Source organism: Thermococcus pacificus (genome assembly GCF_002214485.1).
Lineage (GTDB): Archaea > Methanobacteriota_B > Thermococci > Thermococcales > Thermococcaceae > Thermococcus > Thermococcus pacificus.
The window spans coordinates 1,211,854-1,231,257 of the sequence record NZ_CP015102.1; the positions used below are offsets into that span (position 1 = coordinate 1,211,854).

The window sequence follows — 19,404 nt, forward strand, 5'->3', positions numbered from 1 at the left end:
ATGAGAATCCTACTAACCAACGACGACGGCATTTACTCCAACGGCATCAGGGCGGCAGTGAAAGCCCTGAGCGAGCTCGGCGAGGTCTATGTTGTCGCCCCGCTCTTCCAGAGGAGCGCCAGCGGGAGGGCGATGACGCTCCACAGACCGATAAGGGCAAAGCGCATTGAGCTTCCAGGGGCTAAAGCCGCTTATGGGATAGACGGCACCCCCACGGACTGTGTCATCTTCGCCATAGCGCGCTTCGGAGACTTTGACCTCGCCGTCAGCGGCATAAACCTCGGGGAAAACCTGAGCACTGAAATAACCGTTTCGGGGACCGCTTCTGCCGCAATTGAGGCAGCAACTCACGGGATTCCGAGCATTGCCATAAGCCTTGAGGTTGAGTGGAAGAAGACGCTCGGTGAGGGAGAGGGAATAGACTTCTCGGTTTCAGCATATTTCCTTAAGAAAATAGCCAGGGCAATACTGGAGAACGGCCTTCCAGAGGGTGTTGACATGCTCAACGTTAACGTCCCGAGCGATGCAACTGAAGAGACTGAGATAACGATAACAAGGCTCGCGAGAAAGCGCTACTGTCCAACGGTTGAGGAGAGAATAGACCCGCGGGGGCACCCCTATTACTGGATAGTCGGAAAGAGAACCACCGAATTCGAGCCGGGGACTGACGCCTACGCCCTGAAAGTCGAACGGAAGGTCAGCGTGACGCCGATAAACATAGATATGACGGCGGAAGTGGATTTTAGGATGGTTATGGAAATATTAAATCTGATCTCCTCCGGCCCTGAAGGGTGAGGCTTTCGGAAAAAAGTAACCCTTTAACTTAATAAAAGTTCACAAAAACTTTTAGGGAGTTTTGCACATATTGAGTTCAGTAATTCCCAGGGGATGTGAACCCATGAAGCTTCGCTCGCTCCTCTATCTTCTCATCTTTCCCGCATGGGAGTTCCTGCTCATGATTTTGCTCCCCCCAGAATACTACGTCGGGGCTTCTTGCCTTCAGACTCATCCCTATCCAATCTGCAGCTTCCACTTTAGCCCATCAGCAACTTTTGTCCTTCTCGTAATAGCACCGTTTCTAATTTCAATTATCCTTGGCCTCTGGAAGGAATGGAGTGAACTCGTGGCGTTTGGAGTCCCTTCGCTTGCCCTCGTTTTAATAGCAGTCATCCTCCTGTATCTCTTCGATGGGTCATTGATTTCCTTCCTCGTGCCTGCAACAGTCTCGGTGGTCCTGTACAGCCTCCCACGGATAAAAAGAGCGGAAAGGCCAATATGGATAGCCACGTCACTCATAGTCTTGTTTATTCTCTGCACTATGGTATGGAGTGGAACCTCCGTTTCGGTGTGAAATATTTCACTCCTCCCCGAAAATCCTCTCCACGAACCACTTCTCGTCGAAGGGCCTTAGGTCGTCGTAGCCCTGGCCGACGCCGACGAAGAGTATCGGCGCTCCAATGGCGTGGCTTATGCTCAGCGCCGCCCCACCCCTGGCATCTGCGTCGAGCTTCGTCAAAATCACGCCGTCTATCCTAACCGCCTCGTTGAACTGTTTTGCCTGCTCGACGACGGAGTTTCCGCCGAGGGAGTCGCCGACGAATATGACGAGGTCCGGCTTGGTAACCCTCGCTATCTTCTTCATCTCGTCCATGAGGTTCCTGTTGAGCTCGTTCCTTCCGGCGGTGTCGATGAGGACCACATCAATTCCCCTGGCCTTCGCGTGCTGGATCGCGTCGTAGGCGACGGCGGCTGGATCGGCGCCGTAGGAGTGTTTTATGACCTTGACACCAACCCTTTTCGCGTGCTCCTCCAGCTGCTCTATTGCACCGGCCCTGAAGGTATCGCTCGCCGCGATGACGACCGAAAGGCCGTTCTTCTTGAGCCCGTGGGCGAGCTTGGCTATGGTGGTGGTCTTTCCGGAGCCGTTGAAGCCGACGAAGGCTATGACGAAGGGCTTCTCCTCCTTTGATTTGATCATCTCAATGAGGTCTATCCTCTTCTCGGGGGTGAGGATCTCGGTTATCGCCTCGCGGAGGGCCTCCTCGATGATTTTCCCCTTGTTCGTTCCGACCCTTACCTTTCTCCCGACGAGCTTCTCCTTTATCTTCTCCCTGAGGGCTTCAACCGTCTCAAGGGCAACGTCCGCCTCGAGGAGCTCCAGCTCAAGCTCATCGAGGGCGTCCTCGATGTCCTTCTCCTTTATTTCGACCTGGAGGAGCCGCTCTATGAACCCTTTCTTCTCCTCAGTTTCTTCGGGGGTTTTCTTCTCAACGACCTTTTCCTCTTCCTCTATCTTCTCCTCGACGGTCTGTGTGAACTTTTTGAGCTTCTCCCTGAGCTTTCCAAACATCTTCACCACCTGATTAGCGGGCGGCTCTTTCCTATATAATAGTTATGAACGCCCTCGGCGATAGCTGGTGTCATCATACCTCAGACCCGAAGCCACTCGTCATCGGGCGAACCACCTTGTCTCTGCGGTTTATAAATTCTCCCGCTTCAGTCAGTATCTCCTGATGTAGGTTTTACTCCCCACGACCTTCCCTTCCTCAAGGCGCATCACATCCACCTGCTCGAAACCGACGGTCTCCCTCTTGTATGCGATTAGATAATCGATGAATTCCTTAATTCCATAGCGCGCTATCGAGTCCTTGACATACTTCTGCTCGTAGAGGAGGATGAGTTTGTCCCTGTGCCCCGCGAGCCAGCGGTGGAGCTTCTCCCGTTCCGCCTTCGGGCGCGAGAGGGGATTGACTATCAGGTAGACCTCGAAGTCGTCGCTCTCAAAGGGCGAACCGATGTAGACGTCACCGTTCACCTGAAACGGCAGGTATTCTGCAAGCACGCGCCTTCCGCCCCTGCTCCAGGCATTGATGTATATTCTCGCAAGTCTCTTCCCGTCTCCAGTTATTAAAACGGCTCCCGAATCCAGTTCGGCTAGTTCCTTCAGCATGGTCATCACAAAAAACTTTTACCGGATGGTTAAAATCCTTTCCCAAATTTTCGGTTTTCAGGGGACCGCAAACTATATATTCCATGCAGGGGGTATCCTTTTGAAAACTCGCGGGGTGTTACTATGAAGAAGTGGCTGAGTCTGTTTTTAATCGGCCTCCTGGCCATAAGCGTCGTGGCCAGCGGCTGTATCTCCTCCGGTGGAGAAGAGTCCAAAACGGGTGCCATTGCCATCGTTTACGACGTCGGTGGCAGGGGTGACCTGAGCTTCAACGATATGGCCTATCTCGGTGCCAGCAAGGCCGCCAAGGACTTTAACCTCGACCTCGTTGAGCTTCAGAGCAACAGCGAGGATGACTACGTCGAGAACCTTCGCACCCTTGCCAGCGAAGGGAAGTACGCCGTTATCATCGCCGTTGGTTTCATGATGACCGATGCCGTTAAGCAGGTTGCGAGCGAGTATCCGGACCAGAAGTTCGCAATCATAGATGGTTCTGACCCCGAAATGCCCGACAACGTTATGATGATCCTCTTCAAGGAGAACGAGGGTTCGGCCCTCGCCGGAGCCCTTGCAGGCCTTATCGCGGCCAACGACGGTAAGGACAAGGTTGGAATAGTTCTCGGTATGGAGATTCCGGTTCTCTACAAGTTCGAGGCCGGCTACCGCTTTGGCGTCAAGTGGGCCGAGGACTACTACAAGCAGAAGGAGGGCAAGGACGTTAACATAGACGTCCTCTACCAGTACACCGGCTCTTTCGGAGACGCCGCCAAGGGTAAGGCCGCGGCCCAGGCTCAACTCAGCCAGGGTGCGTGGGTTATCTACCAGGTGGCTGGAGGAACGGGACTCGGTGTCTTCGATGCCGTTGAAGAGGCCCTCAAGGCCCAGAACAAGAAGATGGGTCCGCCGTTTGCCATCGGTGTCGATTCAGCCCAGGACTGGATAAAGCCGGGCGTTATAATCGCCTCAATGACGAAGCGCGTTGACGTCGGTGTGTACACCGCCGTTAAGGATGCCGTTGAGGGCACTTTCAAGGGCGGTGTTGTCGAGCTTGGCCTCGAGGAGGGCGGTGTTGGTCTCAGCACCGTCGACGACGTCATGGCCATGTTCGACTCCCTCCCTGAAGACACCCAGAAGCAGAAGCTTAAGGACCTCGGCTTCAACAGCAGGGACGAGCTCAAGCAGTACCTCGAGCAGACCAGGGGCCAGGTTCCTGACTGGATATGGGACGCCGTCAAGCAGCTCCAGGACAAGATAGTCAGCGGCGAGATCAAGGTTCCCGCCCCGATGGACAAGGACGGCATAGAGAAGGTCAGGCAGGCCAAGACCTGGCAGGACATGCAAGAGCTCGCCCAGTGAACATTTACTTTTTTCTCTCAACTTTCTTAGCATAGGGGGTGTGGCAATGGGGACAACGGAGAGAAGGCCGATAATCGAGATGAAGGGAATAGTTAAGGTGTACCCTGACGGCACGAGGGCCCTCAAGGGTGTTGATCTTACGGTTAATAAAGGCGAGATTTTGGGTCTCCTCGGTGAGAACGGTGCCGGAAAAACTACGCTCATGAAGATCCTCTTTGGTATGCTCCAACCCACCTCCGGTAAAATTTTCATCAACGGGGAGGAGGTTCGCTTTAAGAGCCCGTCCGATGCCATATCCAAGGGCATCGGCATGGTTCACCAGCACTTCACGCTCGTTGAGGTTTTCGACGCCCTCCACAACATAATCCTCGGAATGGAGGGCCACGGACTGTTCTCAAAGATAGACGTTGAGAGGGCAAGGAAAAAGCTCCAGAAGCTTATGGACGACCTGAACTTTCAGGTGCCGCTGGATATTCCCGTTGAGGATCTCCCCGTCGGCGTCCAGCAGAGGATTGAGATACTGAAGATGCTCTACCGCGACGTCGACGTGCTCATTCTCGACGAACCAACGGCGGTGCTGACCCCCATAGAGGTCGAGGAGCTTTTCAGGGTTCTGAGGCAGCTCAAGGCTGAGGGTAAGACGATAATTTTCATCAGCCACAAGCTCAACGAGGTTCTTGAACTCACCGACCGCGTCACGGTAATCAGAAAGGGAGAGGTCGTGGGGACGGTCAACACGAATGAGGCTACTCCCCAACTCCTTGCAAGGATGATGGTAGGCAGGGACGTTGTCCTCAGGATAGAGAAGCCCCCAAAGGAGGCGGGAGAGCCGATACTCAAGGTGGAGAACCTCAAGGTCATGGGAGACCGCGGTGAGGTGGCAGTCAAAAACCTCTCCTTCGAGGTTCGCGCCGGCGAGATATTCGGCATAGCCGGCGTTGAGGGCAACGGACAGACCGAGCTTATAGAGGCCATATCCGGACTCAGAAAGGTGAGTGGGGGAAGGATTTATCTCAACGGAAAGGACATAACCGGGAAGACCCCCCGGGAGCTCTACGACATGGGGATGGCCCACGTCCCTGAGGACAGGACGCATATGGGTCTCATACTGGACATGACCGTTACGGAGAATTCAGTCCTCGGCCTGCACTGGCGGCCGAAGTTTCAGCGCTTTAAGGGGGTTATCCACTGGGGCAAGGTCAGGAAGCATGCGCAGGCCCTCATAGAGCAGTTCGACATCTCTGCGCCAGGAACAGAGGCCCCTGTCAAGTCCCTCAGCGGTGGAAACCAGCAGAAGCTCATCGTTGCGAGGGAAGTGAGCAAGGAGCCGGTCTTCATCATAGCAGCACAACCGACGCGCGGTGTTGACGTTGCCTCCACGGAGTACATCAGGAACTACCTCGTCAAGCTGAGGAACGAGGGCAAAGCTGTTCTCCTCGTCTCGGCCGACCTCGATGAGGTCCTCCAGCTCAGCGACAGGATGGGGATTATCTATGAGGGCGAGTTCATGGGCGTTGTGAAGCCCGAGGAAGTAACCACAGAAGAGATAGGAATGATGATGGGGGGAATACGCTATGAAGAAATCAGGAAGTGATCTGACCAAAGCATTGAATCCCCGCCCCTTCATCGAGAGCCTCATAGCCATACTCGTCGGCTTCATAATCGGTGCTATAGTGCTCGTGGCCTTCGGATACGACCCGCTGGCTGCTTACTACTGGCTGTTCACTGGTGCATTGGGTTCGGCCAGGGGTATAGCATCAACCCTCAAGTACGCCACACCGATAATGCTCACGGCTTTGACCTTCGCGATAGGCACGAGGACCGGAATCTTCAACATCGGTGCGGAGAGCTCCTTCTACTTCGGCGCAATAGCGGCTGTCATCTTCACCAACATCTGGGCCAACATGTGGTTCGGCCTCCTGATGGGCATGCTCTTCGGAGCCCTGTGGGCGCTCCCTGCGGCGGCCCTCAAGGTCTACCGCGGCGTCCACGAGGTCATATCCACCATCATGCTCAACTGGATCGGCTGGTTCTTCGTCCTCTGGCTCATAGTCGGCCCCTACGCCAACCCCAACGACCCCAACAAGACCATAAGGATACCTGAAGCGGCCAGGCTTCCCGAGATAGGCTACGGCCTCTCCATAGCGATAATCATCGCGGTCATAGCGGCGCTCCTCACCTACTTCCTGCTTTGGCACACCACGATGGGCTTCGGCATGCGTGCAAGTGGAATCAACCAGAAAGCGGCGCGCTACGCTGGAATGAACCCTAAGTTGGCCGTCATGTGGTCCTTCATCATCGGCGGCCTGCTCAGCGGCCTCGGCGGCGCCATGAAGATAATGGGTGAGGGGCCGGGATACGCGATAAGCCAGGGCGGGGCCAACATCTACGGGTTCGGTTTCGATGGAATCGGCGTTTCCCTCGTCGGCAGGAACCATCCGCTTGGAATAATTCTCTCGGCTCTGTTCTTTGGAATGCTCCGCGCCGGAACTGCCATGATGCAGGCCAGGGCCCAGGTTCCGCTGGAAATCATCAAGGTTATCCAGGGAATCATCGTCATAGCAGTAGCCATTCCGAGCCTCTACGACCTGGTTAAGAAAGCCGTCCACAGGGGGGCTGCCCAATGAACGCGGGTGACGTGATTACCATCCTCATAACCTCCCTCATGGCCATGGTTCCCATCGTCCTGACCAGCGTTGGTGCCGCGTGGAGCGAGCGCGCCGGTGTTGTCAGCATCGGCTACGAAGGCGTCCTCCTGATGAGCGCCTTCTTTGGGGCGATATTCGCGGAGCTGAGCGGTCATGCCACCATAGGTCTCCTTGGGGGCGTCCTGACGGGAGTGCTTCTGGGCATGCTCCACGGTGCACTCACGGTCTACCTCAAGGGAGACCACGTCATCCCGGGTATAGGCATCAACCTCCTGGCGATGGGTGTCGTCCCATTCGGCATCCTCGCCTACTGGGGAACCGCGGGCCAGCACCAGCTCCCGGACAACGCGGAGCTCTGGCACATAAAAACCTCAACCGTGGAGCTCAGCCCCATGGTCTTCGTGACCATACTCATCGCCCTCGTGACGTGGTGGGTGCTCTTCAAGACCCCGCTCGGGCTCAGGGTCAGGGCGGTTGGTGAGAACCCCGAAGCAGCTGACGCCCTCGGCATAAACGTTGAGAAGTACCGCTTCTGGTCGGCCGTTTATGGCCACGCACTCGCGGGCCTTGCAGGGGCCTACATGAGCGTCGACTGGCTTGGACTGGTCCACAAGACGATGTCCGGCGGAAGGGGTTTCATAGCGCTTGCCAACATGGTCTTCAGCGGCTGGAACCCGCTGGTTTCGCTCATAGGCGGCTGGCTCTTCGGTTTCTTCGAGGCACTGGCCACTTGGCTCGCACCGAAGCACATCATTCCGGGGCAGTTCATCCTGATGCTGCCCTACATAATGACCCTCATCATTGTGGCAGGAATCATCGGCAAGGCCAGGCCGCCAAAGGCCGATGGAAGGCCCTACAAGAGGGAGTGAGCTCCCCTTTTCCTTGTTTTTTTGCTTTGGGCTTTCGAGGAACAAAATTGGAAAAGAAAAGCTCATTTCTTGAGTACCACGCCCAGGGCAGTGCCGAGGACTATTCCCACGACCAGGGAGATGAGAACGTATTGTGTAACGTCGCTCCTCCCTTCGGGTTTCTCGACTGGGGCGTTTCCGGAGAGGGCTTTGACCACTGCGGCGCTGTTCTCGATCAGGACTTCCGTGTATGGTCTGTCGCTCCAGAAAACGGTTATCTCGGCGGCCGGCTTTCCGCTCTTGGAAGCCAGTTCCAGGGCGGCCCTCTTCATTTGATCCGGACTGTCTATACCGTAGACTATCAGGTCGGCCGTTTTCGCGGTGGGAACCAGGTCATCGACTCCTATAGCCGGAACTTCCTCCTCGGGCTTTATCGAGGCGACGGCCTTTATCCCCAGCCACTCGATGGCGTACTGGTCCGGGGGCATCTGGATAACCGCGGTGTGGTTCTGGCCGACGAGGGCGCGGTAAGAGTCAGCTATTGCTTTCACCCTCCCCTCAAATCTCTCGTATTCCTCCGCGTAGACTTCAGCGTTCCCGGGGTCTGCTTTCTCCAGTGCCCTTTCGGCGGCTCTAGCTATCGCGAGTGCGTTGGTCGGGTCGAGCCAGACGCCGTGGGGGTTGTCCTTGCCGCTGTACCAGTGCTCCTTCAGGTAGCGGAACCCGTTCGCTTTGTAGTCCTCAATGAAGAGGGCCTCCCCTGTTATTGTGCCCTCTTCCCTCAGCTCCGCTATCCTCTTCTCCACTGGGAGATGCCCGCCGGTCGTGACTATAACGTCTGCCTTTCTCAGGAGTTCTATCTGGCTCGGCGTCAACTGGTACTCGTGTGGATCCGCTCCGGGCGGAATCAGGTAGACCACGTCAACGGAGTTCCCAAACGCGTCGCTGATTATCCCCGCCAGCGGTCCGATGGTGGTCACCACCAGCGGCTTCCCCTCGCTCCCTGAAACACCTGGTGTGAACAGTACTCCAGCAATGAGCAGTACGAACAGTACAGCTTTCACCTTCATTTTCGGTCACCCTAATAACTGGAGAACTGGGGCTTTAAAAGCTGTCGGAAAATTTATAAGCCCCCCTCCATAGATACTACGGGGCGTCGTCATGAAGCGACTGTTTGCGTTGATAATCACCCTGCTTTTCATCGTCCTCCCGCCGGCGGAAGTTGCCGGGGTAGCTCAGCACAGTGCGGACTCAGAAGTTGTGGCCGAGATAGACCCGAACGCGGAGCTTTTGGGCGTGGTTTACTACCTCGCATTTGGCAGGGACGATCCCTTCGTGATAGACCGGGGGAGCTACCTCGACGACGTTGAGGCCTGGTTTGGCCCCTACAGAGACCACCCGGCCGTAAAGATTCTCAGAGACTACCTTGGGGGGCGTACCTCAATCCCCGATCGGGACTATCAGCTCATGCTCATCGAGTACTACCTCCTGCTCTGCTCTGGGCCACCGGAGATTGAACCCCTCGTCCCCCCGAACTTCCCGTGGTTTGAGGACGAGTTCCTGCCTGCACTGAGGGACTTTGCCAGGAAGACCGGCTTCATGAAGTTCTACTCCTCCCACGAGGATCACTATGCGGAAGACCTAACCATCTACACCGGCGCCCTCCACATGCTCCCTCCAGACGGGTTCATGGAGGACTATTCCGGCTTCTCCGGGGTTCAGTACCGCTTTGAGCACCCGTTCTTAGTGGCAGTCCACGGCCACAGCTTTAATCCTGTGATAAACGGAACCCAGATATGGGGCGCCGGTGGCATGCTCCCGCTCGTCAGAAGAACCCCTCAAAGGACGCTCTGGAGCTACAGAACTGCCAGGGACACCATGTTCGGCCTGCCCCTCAACAGGGATATCATAAATAGCACGTACCTCAACGAGCTCCTCTACCTCGGCTTCATTTACCATGAACTCGGCCACGATGTGACTTTGCCCGCTCTATACGCCAGCTACGCCGCCGTTCAGAACCTGACCTACCTCCAGGAAGCCATAGAGGAGGACATGCCCTATCTGGCCAGATATGACATGCATTTCTGGAGCGAGGACGGGATGCTCTACGAGGGCTTTGCCGATGCGTGGGAGGACTTTGCACTTGCGCACGTTGACGGGAACTACACCCGCCTGGCGATGGAGATGCAGAAAGCCTGGGGCGAGTTCTGGATTGAGAGACTGTTCTACGGCGTTCAGGACTGTGCCCTCTCGGTCAAGGCAGGGGAGGTTGACGACTTCTCGGCCTGCGTTCCCAGGTTGCTGGGAAGCCTCCAGCGCTTTGCTTCCCCGGAGAACGTCAGCACGGTGTACGAGATGGAAGTTCCTGTGACCCCACTGAGGGCCTTTGATAGGGGCGCCCAGGCCGGAAAGGTCATCGTCGTTTACGGGACGCGGAATCCAGATCCAAGCGGAACCGATTACGACAGGGAAACGGCGGATATAATAGCTGAGAACCTCAGGAAGTTCTACTCCTCCTGGCCCGCCAATGTGGACGTTGAAGTTAAGGCGGACGTGAGCGTGACTGACGAAGACCTCAGCGGGAACCTCGTCCTCGTCGGTGGCCCGGTTGCCAACTCTATCGCGGCTGACATGCAGAAGGACTTCCCCTTCGGGTTCGTTAGAGAGGACGGGAAATGGGTCATCTGGAGAAACGAGAGCTGGTGGTACGGGTGGAAGCCTGATTACTTCATCATCCTTGCCGACGACTCTCCTTACAGGCGCGCCTTTAACTCCACCATCATCAGAGGCCACTTTGGGATTGCCGAGGATGCCAGCCTAATAATGGCTGTAAGGAACCCCAACAATCCCGAAAATTACATCGTCTGGATAGCAGGCACTGACAGAAACCTGACCCGGCTTTTCACGAACCCAACATACTACCTGAGCAGCTACGAGGTATACTCCAAAGAATATAAGAAGATTGAGGTGGGCTTCTACGTTCAGCCGCTGGCATCTTCCTGAGGGGGCACGTTCCCCTCTGCTTCCTCTTCCCCTTTTCCGTCACCATTGCTCTTTATGTGGGGCTTTCCAATGGCTATCGTGAAGCCCTTGAAGCTGTCGTCCTTCCTGTTGAACTCTATCGCGAGTGGAAGGCCGTTGTCCTCGTTGAAGACGATCCTGACGATTCTCGCGCGAGAGTGGTCGTTGAGATAGCTCTCCTTGAGGCCCTCGTATTTATCGAGCACCTCGTTGATGCTGTCGCTGTGCATCTCATATATCTCGTTCGCGTAGACGCTGTGGCTCTTGATTTCCTCGACTTTCTTCTCCCTGTCCAAGCTCCCACTCCCTCAGGCTTTGCGCCAGGCTCCCTCACGGAACTTAAAAACCTTCCTGCGCTCAGCCATGCGGAGTGCCTCTTCGAGCTTGCCTTTAGGAACGTCCATATTGTGAAGCTCCTTGAACAGGTCGACGATTTCATCGGTGGTTAAAGCGTCCTTCTCCTCGAAGAGATTGTTTACTAGGTTTATCATGTCCTCGACGAAGTTCCAGGGGAAGACTATCCAGGCCCAGTCGATCTCCTCGCCGTAGTAGTCGGGCTTGAAGCGCGAGCCCCTGATCGTGAGAAGCGTGGCGACCCTTATCTCCGCCGGTTTCTGGCTTTCGACGTAGTTCTTCGCGAGGGTCAGGCTCTCGCCGGTGTCGCTGATGTCGTCAACGATGAGAACCTTCTTGCCGCTCAGGTCGTAGTTGCTTCCGTACTTGAGCTTCGCCTTTCCATCTGGCGTTGCCGTAACGCCCCAGTGCTCGACCTTGAGGCTGACGAGGTCCTTAACGCCGAGGTAGTCACAGTACAAACGCGCGGCGACCCAGCCGCCCCTTGCGAGCCCAACGACAACGTCGGGAATCCAGCCGTCCTCGAGTACCTTCCAAGCCCCTTCCTTGGCCCATCTCTCAATATCGTCCCAAGAAGCCAGATACGCCGGAAACTTCTTCATTGGATTTCCCTTAACTAAGCGGACGGGGGGTTATATTTAAGGGTTTTGCTCCCGGTTTTGACTGAAATTTGGCAAAAGTAAAGGAGAAATCAAACCTTTACTCTCTTCCACACCGTGCCCTGAGGCGTATCCTCGAGCTGAATTCCAAGCTCCCTCAGCTCGGCCCTTATCTTGTCCGCCAGGGCGAAGTTCCTCTCCTTCCTGAGCTGGGCGCGGACCTCTACGAGGAGCTTTATTAGTTCCTCCTCCTCACCGGCCTTCTGCTCCTTGAAGTAGTCCTCGAAGATTCCGAAGACCTCGCTTACAACCTTGAAGAACTCCCAGGCCTTCCTTAGGATGCTCTCCTTCGGCGTCTCCACCTGGGTTAAATAGCGGTTGACCGCGTTCGATGCCTCGAAGACGGCCTTCAGAGCCTCGGCCGTGTTGAAGTCATCGTCCATCGCCTCGTAGAACTTTTTCCTTGCCTCCCTTACCGCCTCGTAGGCTTCAAACTCCGGCTCCTCCCAGCGGAAGGAAATCTCTGCCCTCTCCATCGCCACGCGAATGTTCTCGAGGGTGTTGTACAGGCGCTCAAGGTTGTTCTTCGCGTGCTCCATGCCCTCCTCCGTGTAGTCAAGCGGCGAGCGGTAGTGCCTCTGGAGCACGAAGAGCCTTATCACCTCGGGGTCGTAGCGCTTCAGGGCCTCCCTAATGGTTATGAAGTTCCCGAGGCTCTTGCTCATCTTCTCGCCGTTGACCATGAGGAAGCCCGTGTGCATCCAGTAGCGGACCCACTCGTGGCCGGTGCAGGCTTCAGTTTGGGCAATCTCGTTCTCGTGGTGCGGGAAGATGAGGTCGTTGCCGCCGCCGTGGATGTCGAAGCTCTCACCGAGGTATTTGGTGCTCATCGTGGAGCATTCTATGTGCCAGCCGGGCCTTCCCTCGCCCCAGGGGCTTTCCCATTTGGGTTCTCCCGGCTTCGCCTTCTTCCAGAGGGCAAAGTCTTCGGGGTTCTTCTTCCCCTCGCCAGGCTCAACCCTTGCGCCCTTGACGAGGTCTTCCAGCTTTATCTTGCTCAGCTTGCCGTAGTCCTTGAACTTGCGAACCTCGAAGTAAACCCCGTCGCTCCCCTCGTAGGCGTAGCCCTTCTCCTGGAGCTTTCTTATGAAGTCTATGATGTCCTCGATGTGTTCGGTGACACGGGGATATATGTCGGCCGGCTTGACCTTTAAAGCCGCCATATCCTCCAGGAAGTAGCGCAGAAACTTCTCGGCGAGCTTCTTCGGGTCTTCACCGGTCTCGTTCGCCCTCTTGATGATTTTATCGTCTATGTCCGTGAAGTTCATGACCATCAGGACAGTATATCCCTTGTGCTCGAAGTAGCGCCTAACCACATCGAATGCTATGTATGTTCTCGCGTGGCCTATGTGGGTGTAATCGTAAACCGTCGGCCCGCAGACGTACATTCTCACCTCGCCCTCTCTGAGCGGTCTGAACTCTTCCTTCTGCCTCGTCTGAGTGTTGTATATCTTTATAGCCATCTCCACCACCGGGAGAACTTTATGGCGGCGTTTTATTAGGTTATCGCCTTCGCTTTGGTCAGGTCTGTGTACCGGAACTTCCCATGGTGCCGGCAAAAGCTTAAAAACGGTGGCCTTGAATGCCACTCAGGAGTTAAAGGAGGTAATGATCATGACGAAGGTTCAGAGGGGAGACGTCATAAGGCTCCACTACACCGGGAAGGTCAAGGAGACTGGTGAGGTATTCGACACCACCTACGAGGAGGTCGCCAAGGAGGCTGGAATTTACAACGAGAAGGGCATCTACGGCCCGGTTCCTATAGCCGTTGGAGCCGGCCACGTCCTCAAGGGTCTCGATGAGCAGCTGGAGGGCCTTGAGGTCGGGGAGAAGTACGAGATAATCGTCCCCCCCGAGAAGGGCTTCGGCAAGCGCGACCCCAAGCTCATAAAGACCTTCACGCTCGGCCAGTTCAGGAGGCAGGGCATCTACCCGTTCCCTGGCATGCCCGTTGAGATAGAAACCGAGGGCGGTAGGAAGCTCAGGGGAAGGGTTCTCACCGTCAGCGGCGGCCGCGTCAGGGTCGACTTCAACCACCCCTACGCCGGCAAGCACCTCGTTTACGAGGTCGAGGTAGTCGAGAAGATAGACGACCCGATCGAGAAGGTCAAGGCCCTCATGGAGCTCCGCATGCCGAACGTTGACAGGGAGAAGGTCATCATCGAGGTCGGCGAGAATGACGTCACAGTTGACTTCACCCCCGTTCTCGGCGAGGTTGACAAGAACACCCTCATCCTTGGTGAGATAATCCTCGAGAGCGACCTTAAGTTCCTCGGTTACGAGGAGATAACCTTCAAGCCGAGCGTTGATGAGCTGCTCAAGCCACCTGAGGAAGAAGAGGAGTCCAAAGAGGTCGTGGAGCTTGAGGAGGAGGTCAGCGAGCCTCTCGTCGAGAAGGCGGAGGAAACCGAGGAGAAAGAGGCCACTGCTGAGGATACAGAGGAGAAGCCTGCTGAGGAGAAGCCGGCCGAGGAAGAGACCAAGGAAGAAGAGAAGGCCGAGGCTGCCGAGGCCAAGGAAGAGGAGAAAGAAGTAACCGAGGAGAAGACTGAGGAGAAGACCAAGAAGACGACCGGCAAGAAGAAGACCACCAAGGGCAGGAAGACGAGGAGAACCACCACCAGGAAGACCACCAGCAAGAAGAAGACCAAGGCATCTGAGAAGAAGGAAGAGCCCAAGGAGGAGTGAAAAGCTTTTATCCCTCCTCCCCAACTTTTCTACATGGAGCTCAGGCGGAACCCCTACATCCTTTACTTCATCCTGCTCCCGCTGATTCTCGTCGTCAGGTACAGCGACGGCGGAGTCTTTCGCTGGGCGCTCTACAATCTGCTGTTCTACTTCGCGGTTCCGTTGCTGGTCGGGAGGGTTATGGGCTTCAGGAGGGACGAACTTGGGGTTCAGATTGGAAAGGGCCCCAGCTACAGGTGGGCGCTGATTCTGTTCATCGCCACGATACCTCTGAGTCTCTACGGCACGACCGTGCCCGAGATGAAGGACTACTACCCGATATTTGAGTACTCCGGATGGGGTGACTTCTTCGTCAAGGAGCTCGCGGTTGGGGCCATCATGTTCGCCCACGAGGCCTTCTTTCGCGGTATGCTCCTCTTTCCGCTGGCGAAAAAGAACGAGTGGCTGGCCATCCTTGCCCAAGACGTTCCCTACGCCCTCGCCCATATTGGAAAGCCCGGCATCGAGGTGCCCTACTCCTTTGTGGCAGGTATAATCTTCGCCAAGATGGATTTGAAGGGTGAGAGCTTCCTGCCCAGCTTCCTCCTCCACTGGCTCGGCTCCGTTCTCTTTGACGTCCTCTGCGTCATCTTTTAACCGAAAGCCCTATTGGGGTTCCTATGATGGTCGTCTCGAACTTTGTGATGGACCTGTGCTCTCCTCGGCTACTTCCCGTGGAGAACCTCCACGACGGACTGTTCCTCCTGCCCATAGGAATAACCCCCACCCATTACTTCGCGCCGGACCACTTCCCTATACCCCCGGGTTCGGCGTCTACCTCTTAGAAATGGCGGCTGGGGCCCCTCTTCTGCCCGACGGGAGAAGGAAACGCGGGATAGAGCTGTCAACCAGCGGCCTCCTCCACTTCGTAGCCTTCGCGGGCAGGTATACCCTGCTGATATACCTCATTCACCAGCCGGTACTCGTGGGGCTGCTGAGGCTTTTCTATGGGTGCTCCCCGGACTGTCAGTTTAACCGGAAAGCTTAAAAAGTTAATTTCAACTTCAAATCGTATGGAAGTGAAAATTAGGGCAATGCTGGATGAGGACAATCTTGAAGAGTGCATACGGAAGGCCGCGCTGGAGGCCCTTGTGGACGAGGCGACTCGGAACGAGAGTGACTTTGTTGGAAAGCTCTTTTCACCCGGATTAAACTACAGGATAAGGGAATGCGCCAGGCCGAAGGCGGAGGTCGAGTTCTCCCTCGGGAGGTGGCTTGTTGCAGGTGGTAGGGCCGATTACCTTGGTTTTCTGGAGGGCCTGCTCTGCCTCATAGCGTGGATCGATGGGCGGTTTCGAGAGGCGCAGGAAATAGCCCGCATCACAGGTGTGAAACTCTCAGGCAGGATCAGGGGCGGCATGCTCGTACACGGGTTTGGCACTGGAAGATGGACTTCCTTCGCGGTGAAGGGTGACTCTCTGGTGGCCACTGGGGACGATGACCAAAGGGAGGTCCCCCTAAACGAAGTGAGGGACAAGGTGGTGGACTTCCTTCTGGGTTCACTCACGTGGCAGATGAAAGAACTCTGGGAGAGGTACTCCTCCGCTAGGCTGGAAAGGGAGTTCCTGCACAACACGGCCCCGATCAGGCTGCTCTTCAAGGTGATCGACCATGGAGGTAAACTGGAAGTTCGGGACTGACAGGGAAACCCTCCTCAACAACCTGAGGGAGCTTTCTGCGACGGGAGACGTTGAGTATTACCGCTCATACGTCCTGGAAGACAGAGACTACCTCGTCATCGCCAGAGATGTTCCCATATTCTCCGCCGACTGCGGAATTCTAAGGGCTATCGAGGAGCTGGCGGCGTTTAATTTCTCCATCCTTGGAGTGAGGAGGGCCATCAGGCCGGTCAAACTCCGGACGGGGCGCGTTGAGGCTTCACCCTACCTCGATGCCCTCACCGACGGGAACCTCCGGCCGTTCTTGGAGGAACACCCCGTTCTCAGCCTTGGTTCCTACGATCCCTTCATAGACCTCCACCTCGTCCTGGATGGTGAAAGAATCCACGTCCTCTCGCTTGAGTGGTATGGCCCCCACCAGTGGATTTACGACGTCATTCCCGTCGACGAGTGGCTCGACGGCACGGTCAGGTTCATCGCGATGGCGGTCAGGGACATGGAGGCAATGAGGGAAACCCTTCTCCGCTTCGGCTACTCCAACTATCCCCGTGCCCTCGGCCGGGCTAAGGCCCTGCTGCGCCTTCTGCTCGACGCTTACCCAGTTGACATTGACTCGTTACCGCCTGCCTACGCCCCCTGGGAGGTGGAGGAAATCTCGCGACTCGCCTCCATGCTCCTCTTAAAGGGCAACGTTGCTGGGGCCTTGGAGGTGATCTCGACCCTCAAGAATCCAAACCACTTCCTCACGGCGGTCTTTGAGATAGGTTCCGACGTGCCCTTCAACGTGGTGGAGGAATTTTACCGCCGCCTTCCGGCAGGTCACAGGGAGAGAGCTCTGGCGCATCTCGTGTACAGAATTACTTGGGGAGGACTCTACGGTAGCGGGATCAAACTGGCCAGAGAACTCGGGGACGACTTGGCGTACCACTCCGCCGCAGTGGCACTCATCGACTCCGGACTCCACGAGGCCGCTCTAAAAATGGCCGAGAAGATCGAAAACCGGTGGCGCAAGGGAGAGGTCCTCCTCAAAGTTTACTTCGAACGGCCCGATCTGGCTGAAGAAATAAAGAAGATGGCCCCCAGGCATGTGAGAACTTTCATCGACTGGAGAGGGCCCTGACCCGCTCAACGACCTCCATTGCGCTCCTCCCGAAGATCAAAACCATCGGCTCCTTGCCCCAATCGCCGAGGTGGTAGATTAAATCGGGCCTCTTTCCAACCCTCTTCACAGCGCTCTCGATGCCCCACTCCATCGTGCCCTTCTCGGCCCTCTTCACGTCCTCCGGCTCCTCCCTCCTGTCGTAGAAGGAAACGACGAGGCCGAGCTTTTTAGCCTTCTCAACGAGTTCTTCTGAATAGCGGAGGTTCAGGACGGCCCTAACTTCTGGATAAAACTCGCGCATCTTGAGCAAAGCCCTCCTAAGGTGGTCGCTGGCGTTGAACTCAACCGGGCCGACGGGCTTAATCGTTCCACCGTATCGGACTATCCTGCCCTTTACGGCAAAGACCTCGCTGAAAGGCGTCGCTAAGGCGAAGTTCGTCCCCACCTCCGGAACGTGCGGGTTCAGCTTTTCTCCGAGCTCCATGAGTTCTTTAACGGCTTCCTCAAGCTCTCCCTTAGCTCTCCAGCGGTGGGCGTCCCTCTCAAGCTCCCAGAGGGGATTCACCGCTCTGGCCTCAGCCTTCGAGAACCTTATCGAGCCTTCGACGAAGCGCTTTGCCCTCTCAACGGTCTCTGGAAGCTCAAACCCTTTAGCGAGGAACACCGCCAGAGCAGAGGAAAAGACACAGCCTGTCCCGTGGGTGAAGCCTTCCACTCTCTCGCCGGGGAACTCGTAAAGCTTGCCTTTCCAGTAGAGGACGTCGGTGTAGCTTAAATGTCCGCCCTTAATGACCACCGCTTCTGCCCCCAGTTCTTCGGCGATTACTTTTGCCGCCTCTTTCATTTCCTCTATCGAGCGGATTTTTAGGCCGCTCAGTGCTTCCGCCTCGGGGACGTTTGGAGTTACTATTGAACCCAGGATGAGGACCTTGACGGACTCAACTGAGTCCACGAGCTTTGCTCCTGTGCTTGATTCCATGACCGGGTCAAGAACCCTCGTTAGGCCCTCCGTCTCCTGCTTTACTGCCTCGGCAATCTCTCTGCTTCCGAGCATTCCGATTTTGACGGCCCCGATTTTGAAGCTCCCCCTGACTGCCCGTATCTGCTCCCTCACGACCTCCGGCGGGAGGGTGTGATAACCTCTCACTTCCGAGGGGTTCTGGTAGGTGACGGAGGTAAGAACGGGGAGGGGGTGCTCCCCTAAGGCGGAGACAGTCTCGATATCGGCCTTTAAGCCCGCACCTCCTCCTGTGTCGAGGCCCGCTACGATCAAAACGGCCATCACATCACCCCAGCTTTTGAAGGATTTCGAGGGCCGCTTTTCTGCCGCTCAGGAACATCCCGCCGAATATCGGCCCCATCCTCGGCGCTCCAGCTAAAGCGTTCGCCGCCATTCCGGTTACGTAGAGGCCGGGGAACACCTCCCCCGTGTGCTTTACCGTCAGCTCCTCGCCCTTCTCGGCCCACATCGGCCCCTCACCGGGGATCTTCTCAATGAGCCCGCGCTTGAGGAGGTGCTGGCTTATCTGTGCCCCGTGGCCTGTCGAGTCCACCACGAACTTGGCCTCGACCGTGAGGGGGTCGACGTGAAGACCCGTCATCTTGACAGGCGTCCAGTTGATGACGATTCCAGCGACGCGGTTCTCCTTGACAACCAAATCCTCGACCTCGATCATGTTGAATACCTTAACTCCCGCCTTTACCGCCCTGCTCGCGAGGGTCGTTGCCGTTTCTATGGCGTCGGCAACGTAGAGGCCGTTTTTGAAGGGCCTGTATCTTATCCCGAACTCGTCGAGGATTTCCTTAGCTTCCTCCTGGACGACTATCCTGTTGAAGCCCATAGCTCCCCCCCAGATGCCGCCGCCGATGGAGAGCTTCTTCTCGAAGATGGCCACCTTCGCCCCGTTCTTGGCCAGATAATAGCCGGCGACCATCCCGGAGGGGCCCGCTCCCACTATGGCAACATCCAAAGAGAGGTTCTCAAGGAGGTCGTTGAAGTAGGCCTCAACTATTGCCCTGCTTATCTCCACATCCTTCAGCATCGCCACCACCCAAAACCTTTTAAGCCGCGTTCAAAACTGAGTTTTGAGATTTAAAAACTTTGTTATAAACGGGTTTTA

20 protein-coding genes are annotated in these 19,404 nt (G+C 56.2%); 12 read left to right on the plus strand and 8 right to left on the minus strand.

Translation table 11 applies throughout. The annotated features are described in order from the left end of the window. Positions 1 to 795 carry a 5'/3'-nucleotidase SurE gene (gene surE, locus A3L08_RS06805; protein WP_088854300.1) on the plus strand — a complete coding sequence of 265 codons (795 nt, stop codon included), beginning with the start codon at positions 1 to 3 and terminating at the stop codon, positions 793 to 795. 103 nt (positions 796 to 898) lie between these two features. Further along, entirely contained in the window at positions 899 to 1,351 is a 453-nt protein-coding gene (locus tag A3L08_RS06810; protein WP_088854301.1) for a hypothetical protein, read from the plus strand. 6 nt (positions 1,352 to 1,357) lie between these two features. Here A3L08_RS06810 and ftsY read toward each other — a convergent pair whose 3' ends face one another. Together ftsY and A3L08_RS06820 are read right to left on the minus strand one after the other, a co-directional pair. Continuing rightward, positions 1,358 to 2,350, minus strand: coding sequence for a signal recognition particle-docking protein FtsY (ftsY, locus tag A3L08_RS06815; RefSeq protein ID WP_088854302.1), 993 nt, complete (start codon positions 2,348 to 2,350; stop codon positions 1,358 to 1,360). A gap of 150 nt (positions 2,351 to 2,500) precedes the next feature. Further along, positions 2,501 to 2,950, minus strand: coding sequence for a hypothetical protein (locus A3L08_RS06820; RefSeq protein WP_088854303.1), 450 nt, complete (start codon positions 2,948 to 2,950; stop codon positions 2,501 to 2,503). Positions 2,951 to 3,073: 123 nt separating this feature from the next. On the opposite strand from A3L08_RS06820, the gene A3L08_RS06825 reads away from it, so the two are divergent. From A3L08_RS06825 to A3L08_RS06840, 4 genes are read left to right on the plus strand one after another with little or no spacing between them, the layout of a single operon-like run. Beyond that, a complete protein-coding gene (locus A3L08_RS06825; RefSeq protein WP_088854304.1) occupies positions 3,074 to 4,306 on the plus strand; it encodes a BMP family lipoprotein in 1,233 nt (410 codons plus the stop codon). A gap of 46 nt (positions 4,307 to 4,352) precedes the next feature. Then, a complete protein-coding gene (locus A3L08_RS06830; protein ID WP_088854305.1) occupies positions 4,353 to 5,900 on the plus strand; it encodes an ABC transporter ATP-binding protein in 1,548 nt (515 codons plus the stop codon). Then, positions 5,881 to 6,933 carry an ABC transporter permease gene (locus A3L08_RS06835; protein WP_088854306.1) on the plus strand — a complete coding sequence of 351 codons (1,053 nt, stop codon included), beginning with the start codon at positions 5,881 to 5,883 and terminating at the stop codon, positions 6,931 to 6,933. The genes A3L08_RS06830 and A3L08_RS06835 overlap by 20 nt, the downstream gene beginning before the upstream one ends. After that, positions 6,930 to 7,823 (plus strand): ABC transporter permease, encoded by an 894-nt coding sequence (locus A3L08_RS06840; protein ID WP_088854307.1) that lies wholly within the window; start codon positions 6,930 to 6,932, stop codon positions 7,821 to 7,823. Before A3L08_RS06835 ends, A3L08_RS06840 begins: the two co-directional genes overlap by 4 nt. Before the next feature lie 62 nt (positions 7,824 to 7,885). On the opposite strand, the gene A3L08_RS06845 is transcribed toward A3L08_RS06840, so the two are convergent. Continuing rightward, positions 7,886 to 8,872, minus strand: a complete 987-nt coding sequence (locus tag A3L08_RS06845; protein WP_088854308.1) for a metal ABC transporter solute-binding protein, Zn/Mn family — start codon at positions 8,870 to 8,872, stop codon at positions 7,886 to 7,888. A gap of 91 nt (positions 8,873 to 8,963) precedes the next feature. Here A3L08_RS06845 and A3L08_RS06850 point away from each other — a divergent pair, with 91 nt between their 5' ends. Continuing rightward, positions 8,964 to 10,805: a DUF4932 domain-containing protein gene (locus A3L08_RS06850; protein WP_088854309.1), complete on the plus strand. Its 1,842-nt coding sequence runs from the start codon at positions 8,964 to 8,966 to the stop codon at positions 10,803 to 10,805. On the opposite strand, the gene A3L08_RS06855 is transcribed toward A3L08_RS06850, so the two are convergent. The 3 genes from A3L08_RS06855 to cysS form a co-directional block, all read right to left on the minus strand. Continuing rightward, positions 10,784 to 11,119, minus strand: coding sequence for a hypothetical protein (locus tag A3L08_RS06855; RefSeq protein WP_088854310.1), 336 nt, complete (start codon positions 11,117 to 11,119; stop codon positions 10,784 to 10,786). The genes A3L08_RS06850 and A3L08_RS06855 overlap by 22 nt on opposite strands. 12 nt (positions 11,120 to 11,131) lie before the next feature. Continuing rightward, positions 11,132 to 11,779: a phosphoribosyltransferase gene (locus A3L08_RS06860; protein ID WP_088854311.1), complete on the minus strand. Its 648-nt coding sequence runs from the start codon at positions 11,777 to 11,779 to the stop codon at positions 11,132 to 11,134. Between the two features lie 89 nt (positions 11,780 to 11,868). Then, positions 11,869 to 13,299: a cysteine--tRNA ligase gene (cysS, locus tag A3L08_RS06865; protein WP_088854312.1), complete on the minus strand. Its 1,431-nt coding sequence runs from the start codon at positions 13,297 to 13,299 to the stop codon at positions 11,869 to 11,871. 145 nt (positions 13,300 to 13,444) lie between these two features. Between cysS and A3L08_RS06870 the strand changes: the two genes are divergently transcribed. The 5 genes from A3L08_RS06870 to A3L08_RS06885 all read left to right on the plus strand — a co-directional run bounded on the left by A3L08_RS06870 (position 13,445) and on the right by A3L08_RS06885 (position 17,302). Beyond that, positions 13,445 to 14,524: an FKBP-type peptidyl-prolyl cis-trans isomerase gene (locus tag A3L08_RS06870; protein WP_232461692.1), complete on the plus strand. Its 1,080-nt coding sequence runs from the start codon at positions 13,445 to 13,447 to the stop codon at positions 14,522 to 14,524. Positions 14,525 to 14,557: 33 nt separating this feature from the next. Then, positions 14,558 to 15,160, plus strand: coding sequence for a CPBP family archaeomyxosortase MrtA (mrtA, locus tag A3L08_RS06875; protein WP_088854314.1), 603 nt, complete (start codon positions 14,558 to 14,560; stop codon positions 15,158 to 15,160). 190 nt (positions 15,161 to 15,350) lie between these two features. Then, positions 15,351 to 15,551 carry a heparan-alpha-glucosaminide N-acetyltransferase domain-containing protein gene (locus A3L08_RS10140; protein ID WP_232461693.1) on the plus strand — a complete coding sequence of 67 codons (201 nt, stop codon included), beginning with the start codon at positions 15,351 to 15,353 and terminating at the stop codon, positions 15,549 to 15,551. Positions 15,552 to 15,576: 25 nt separating this feature from the next. Further along, the gene (locus tag A3L08_RS06880) at positions 15,577 to 16,203 is read left to right on the plus strand and encodes a hypothetical protein (RefSeq protein ID WP_157721594.1); all 627 of its coding nucleotides are present in this window, start codon (positions 15,577 to 15,579) and stop codon (positions 16,201 to 16,203) included. Further along, positions 16,175 to 17,302 carry a hypothetical protein gene (locus tag A3L08_RS06885; protein WP_088854316.1) on the plus strand — a complete coding sequence of 376 codons (1,128 nt, stop codon included), beginning with the start codon at positions 16,175 to 16,177 and terminating at the stop codon, positions 17,300 to 17,302. Before A3L08_RS06880 ends, A3L08_RS06885 begins: the two co-directional genes overlap by 29 nt. Here A3L08_RS06885 and thiD read toward each other — a convergent pair. Together thiD and A3L08_RS06895 are read right to left on the minus strand one after the other, a co-directional pair. Continuing rightward, positions 17,280 to 18,566, minus strand: a complete 1,287-nt coding sequence (gene thiD / locus A3L08_RS06890; protein WP_088854317.1) for a bifunctional hydroxymethylpyrimidine kinase/phosphomethylpyrimidine kinase — start codon at positions 18,564 to 18,566, stop codon at positions 17,280 to 17,282. The genes A3L08_RS06885 and thiD overlap by 23 nt on opposite strands. A 4-nt stretch (positions 18,567 to 18,570) precedes the next feature. After that, on the minus strand, positions 18,571 to 19,326 hold the full coding sequence (locus tag A3L08_RS06895) for a sulfide-dependent adenosine diphosphate thiazole synthase (RefSeq protein ID WP_088854318.1): 756 nt from the start codon (positions 19,324 to 19,326) through the stop codon (positions 18,571 to 18,573). Positions 19,327 to 19,404 lie beyond the last annotated feature (78 nt).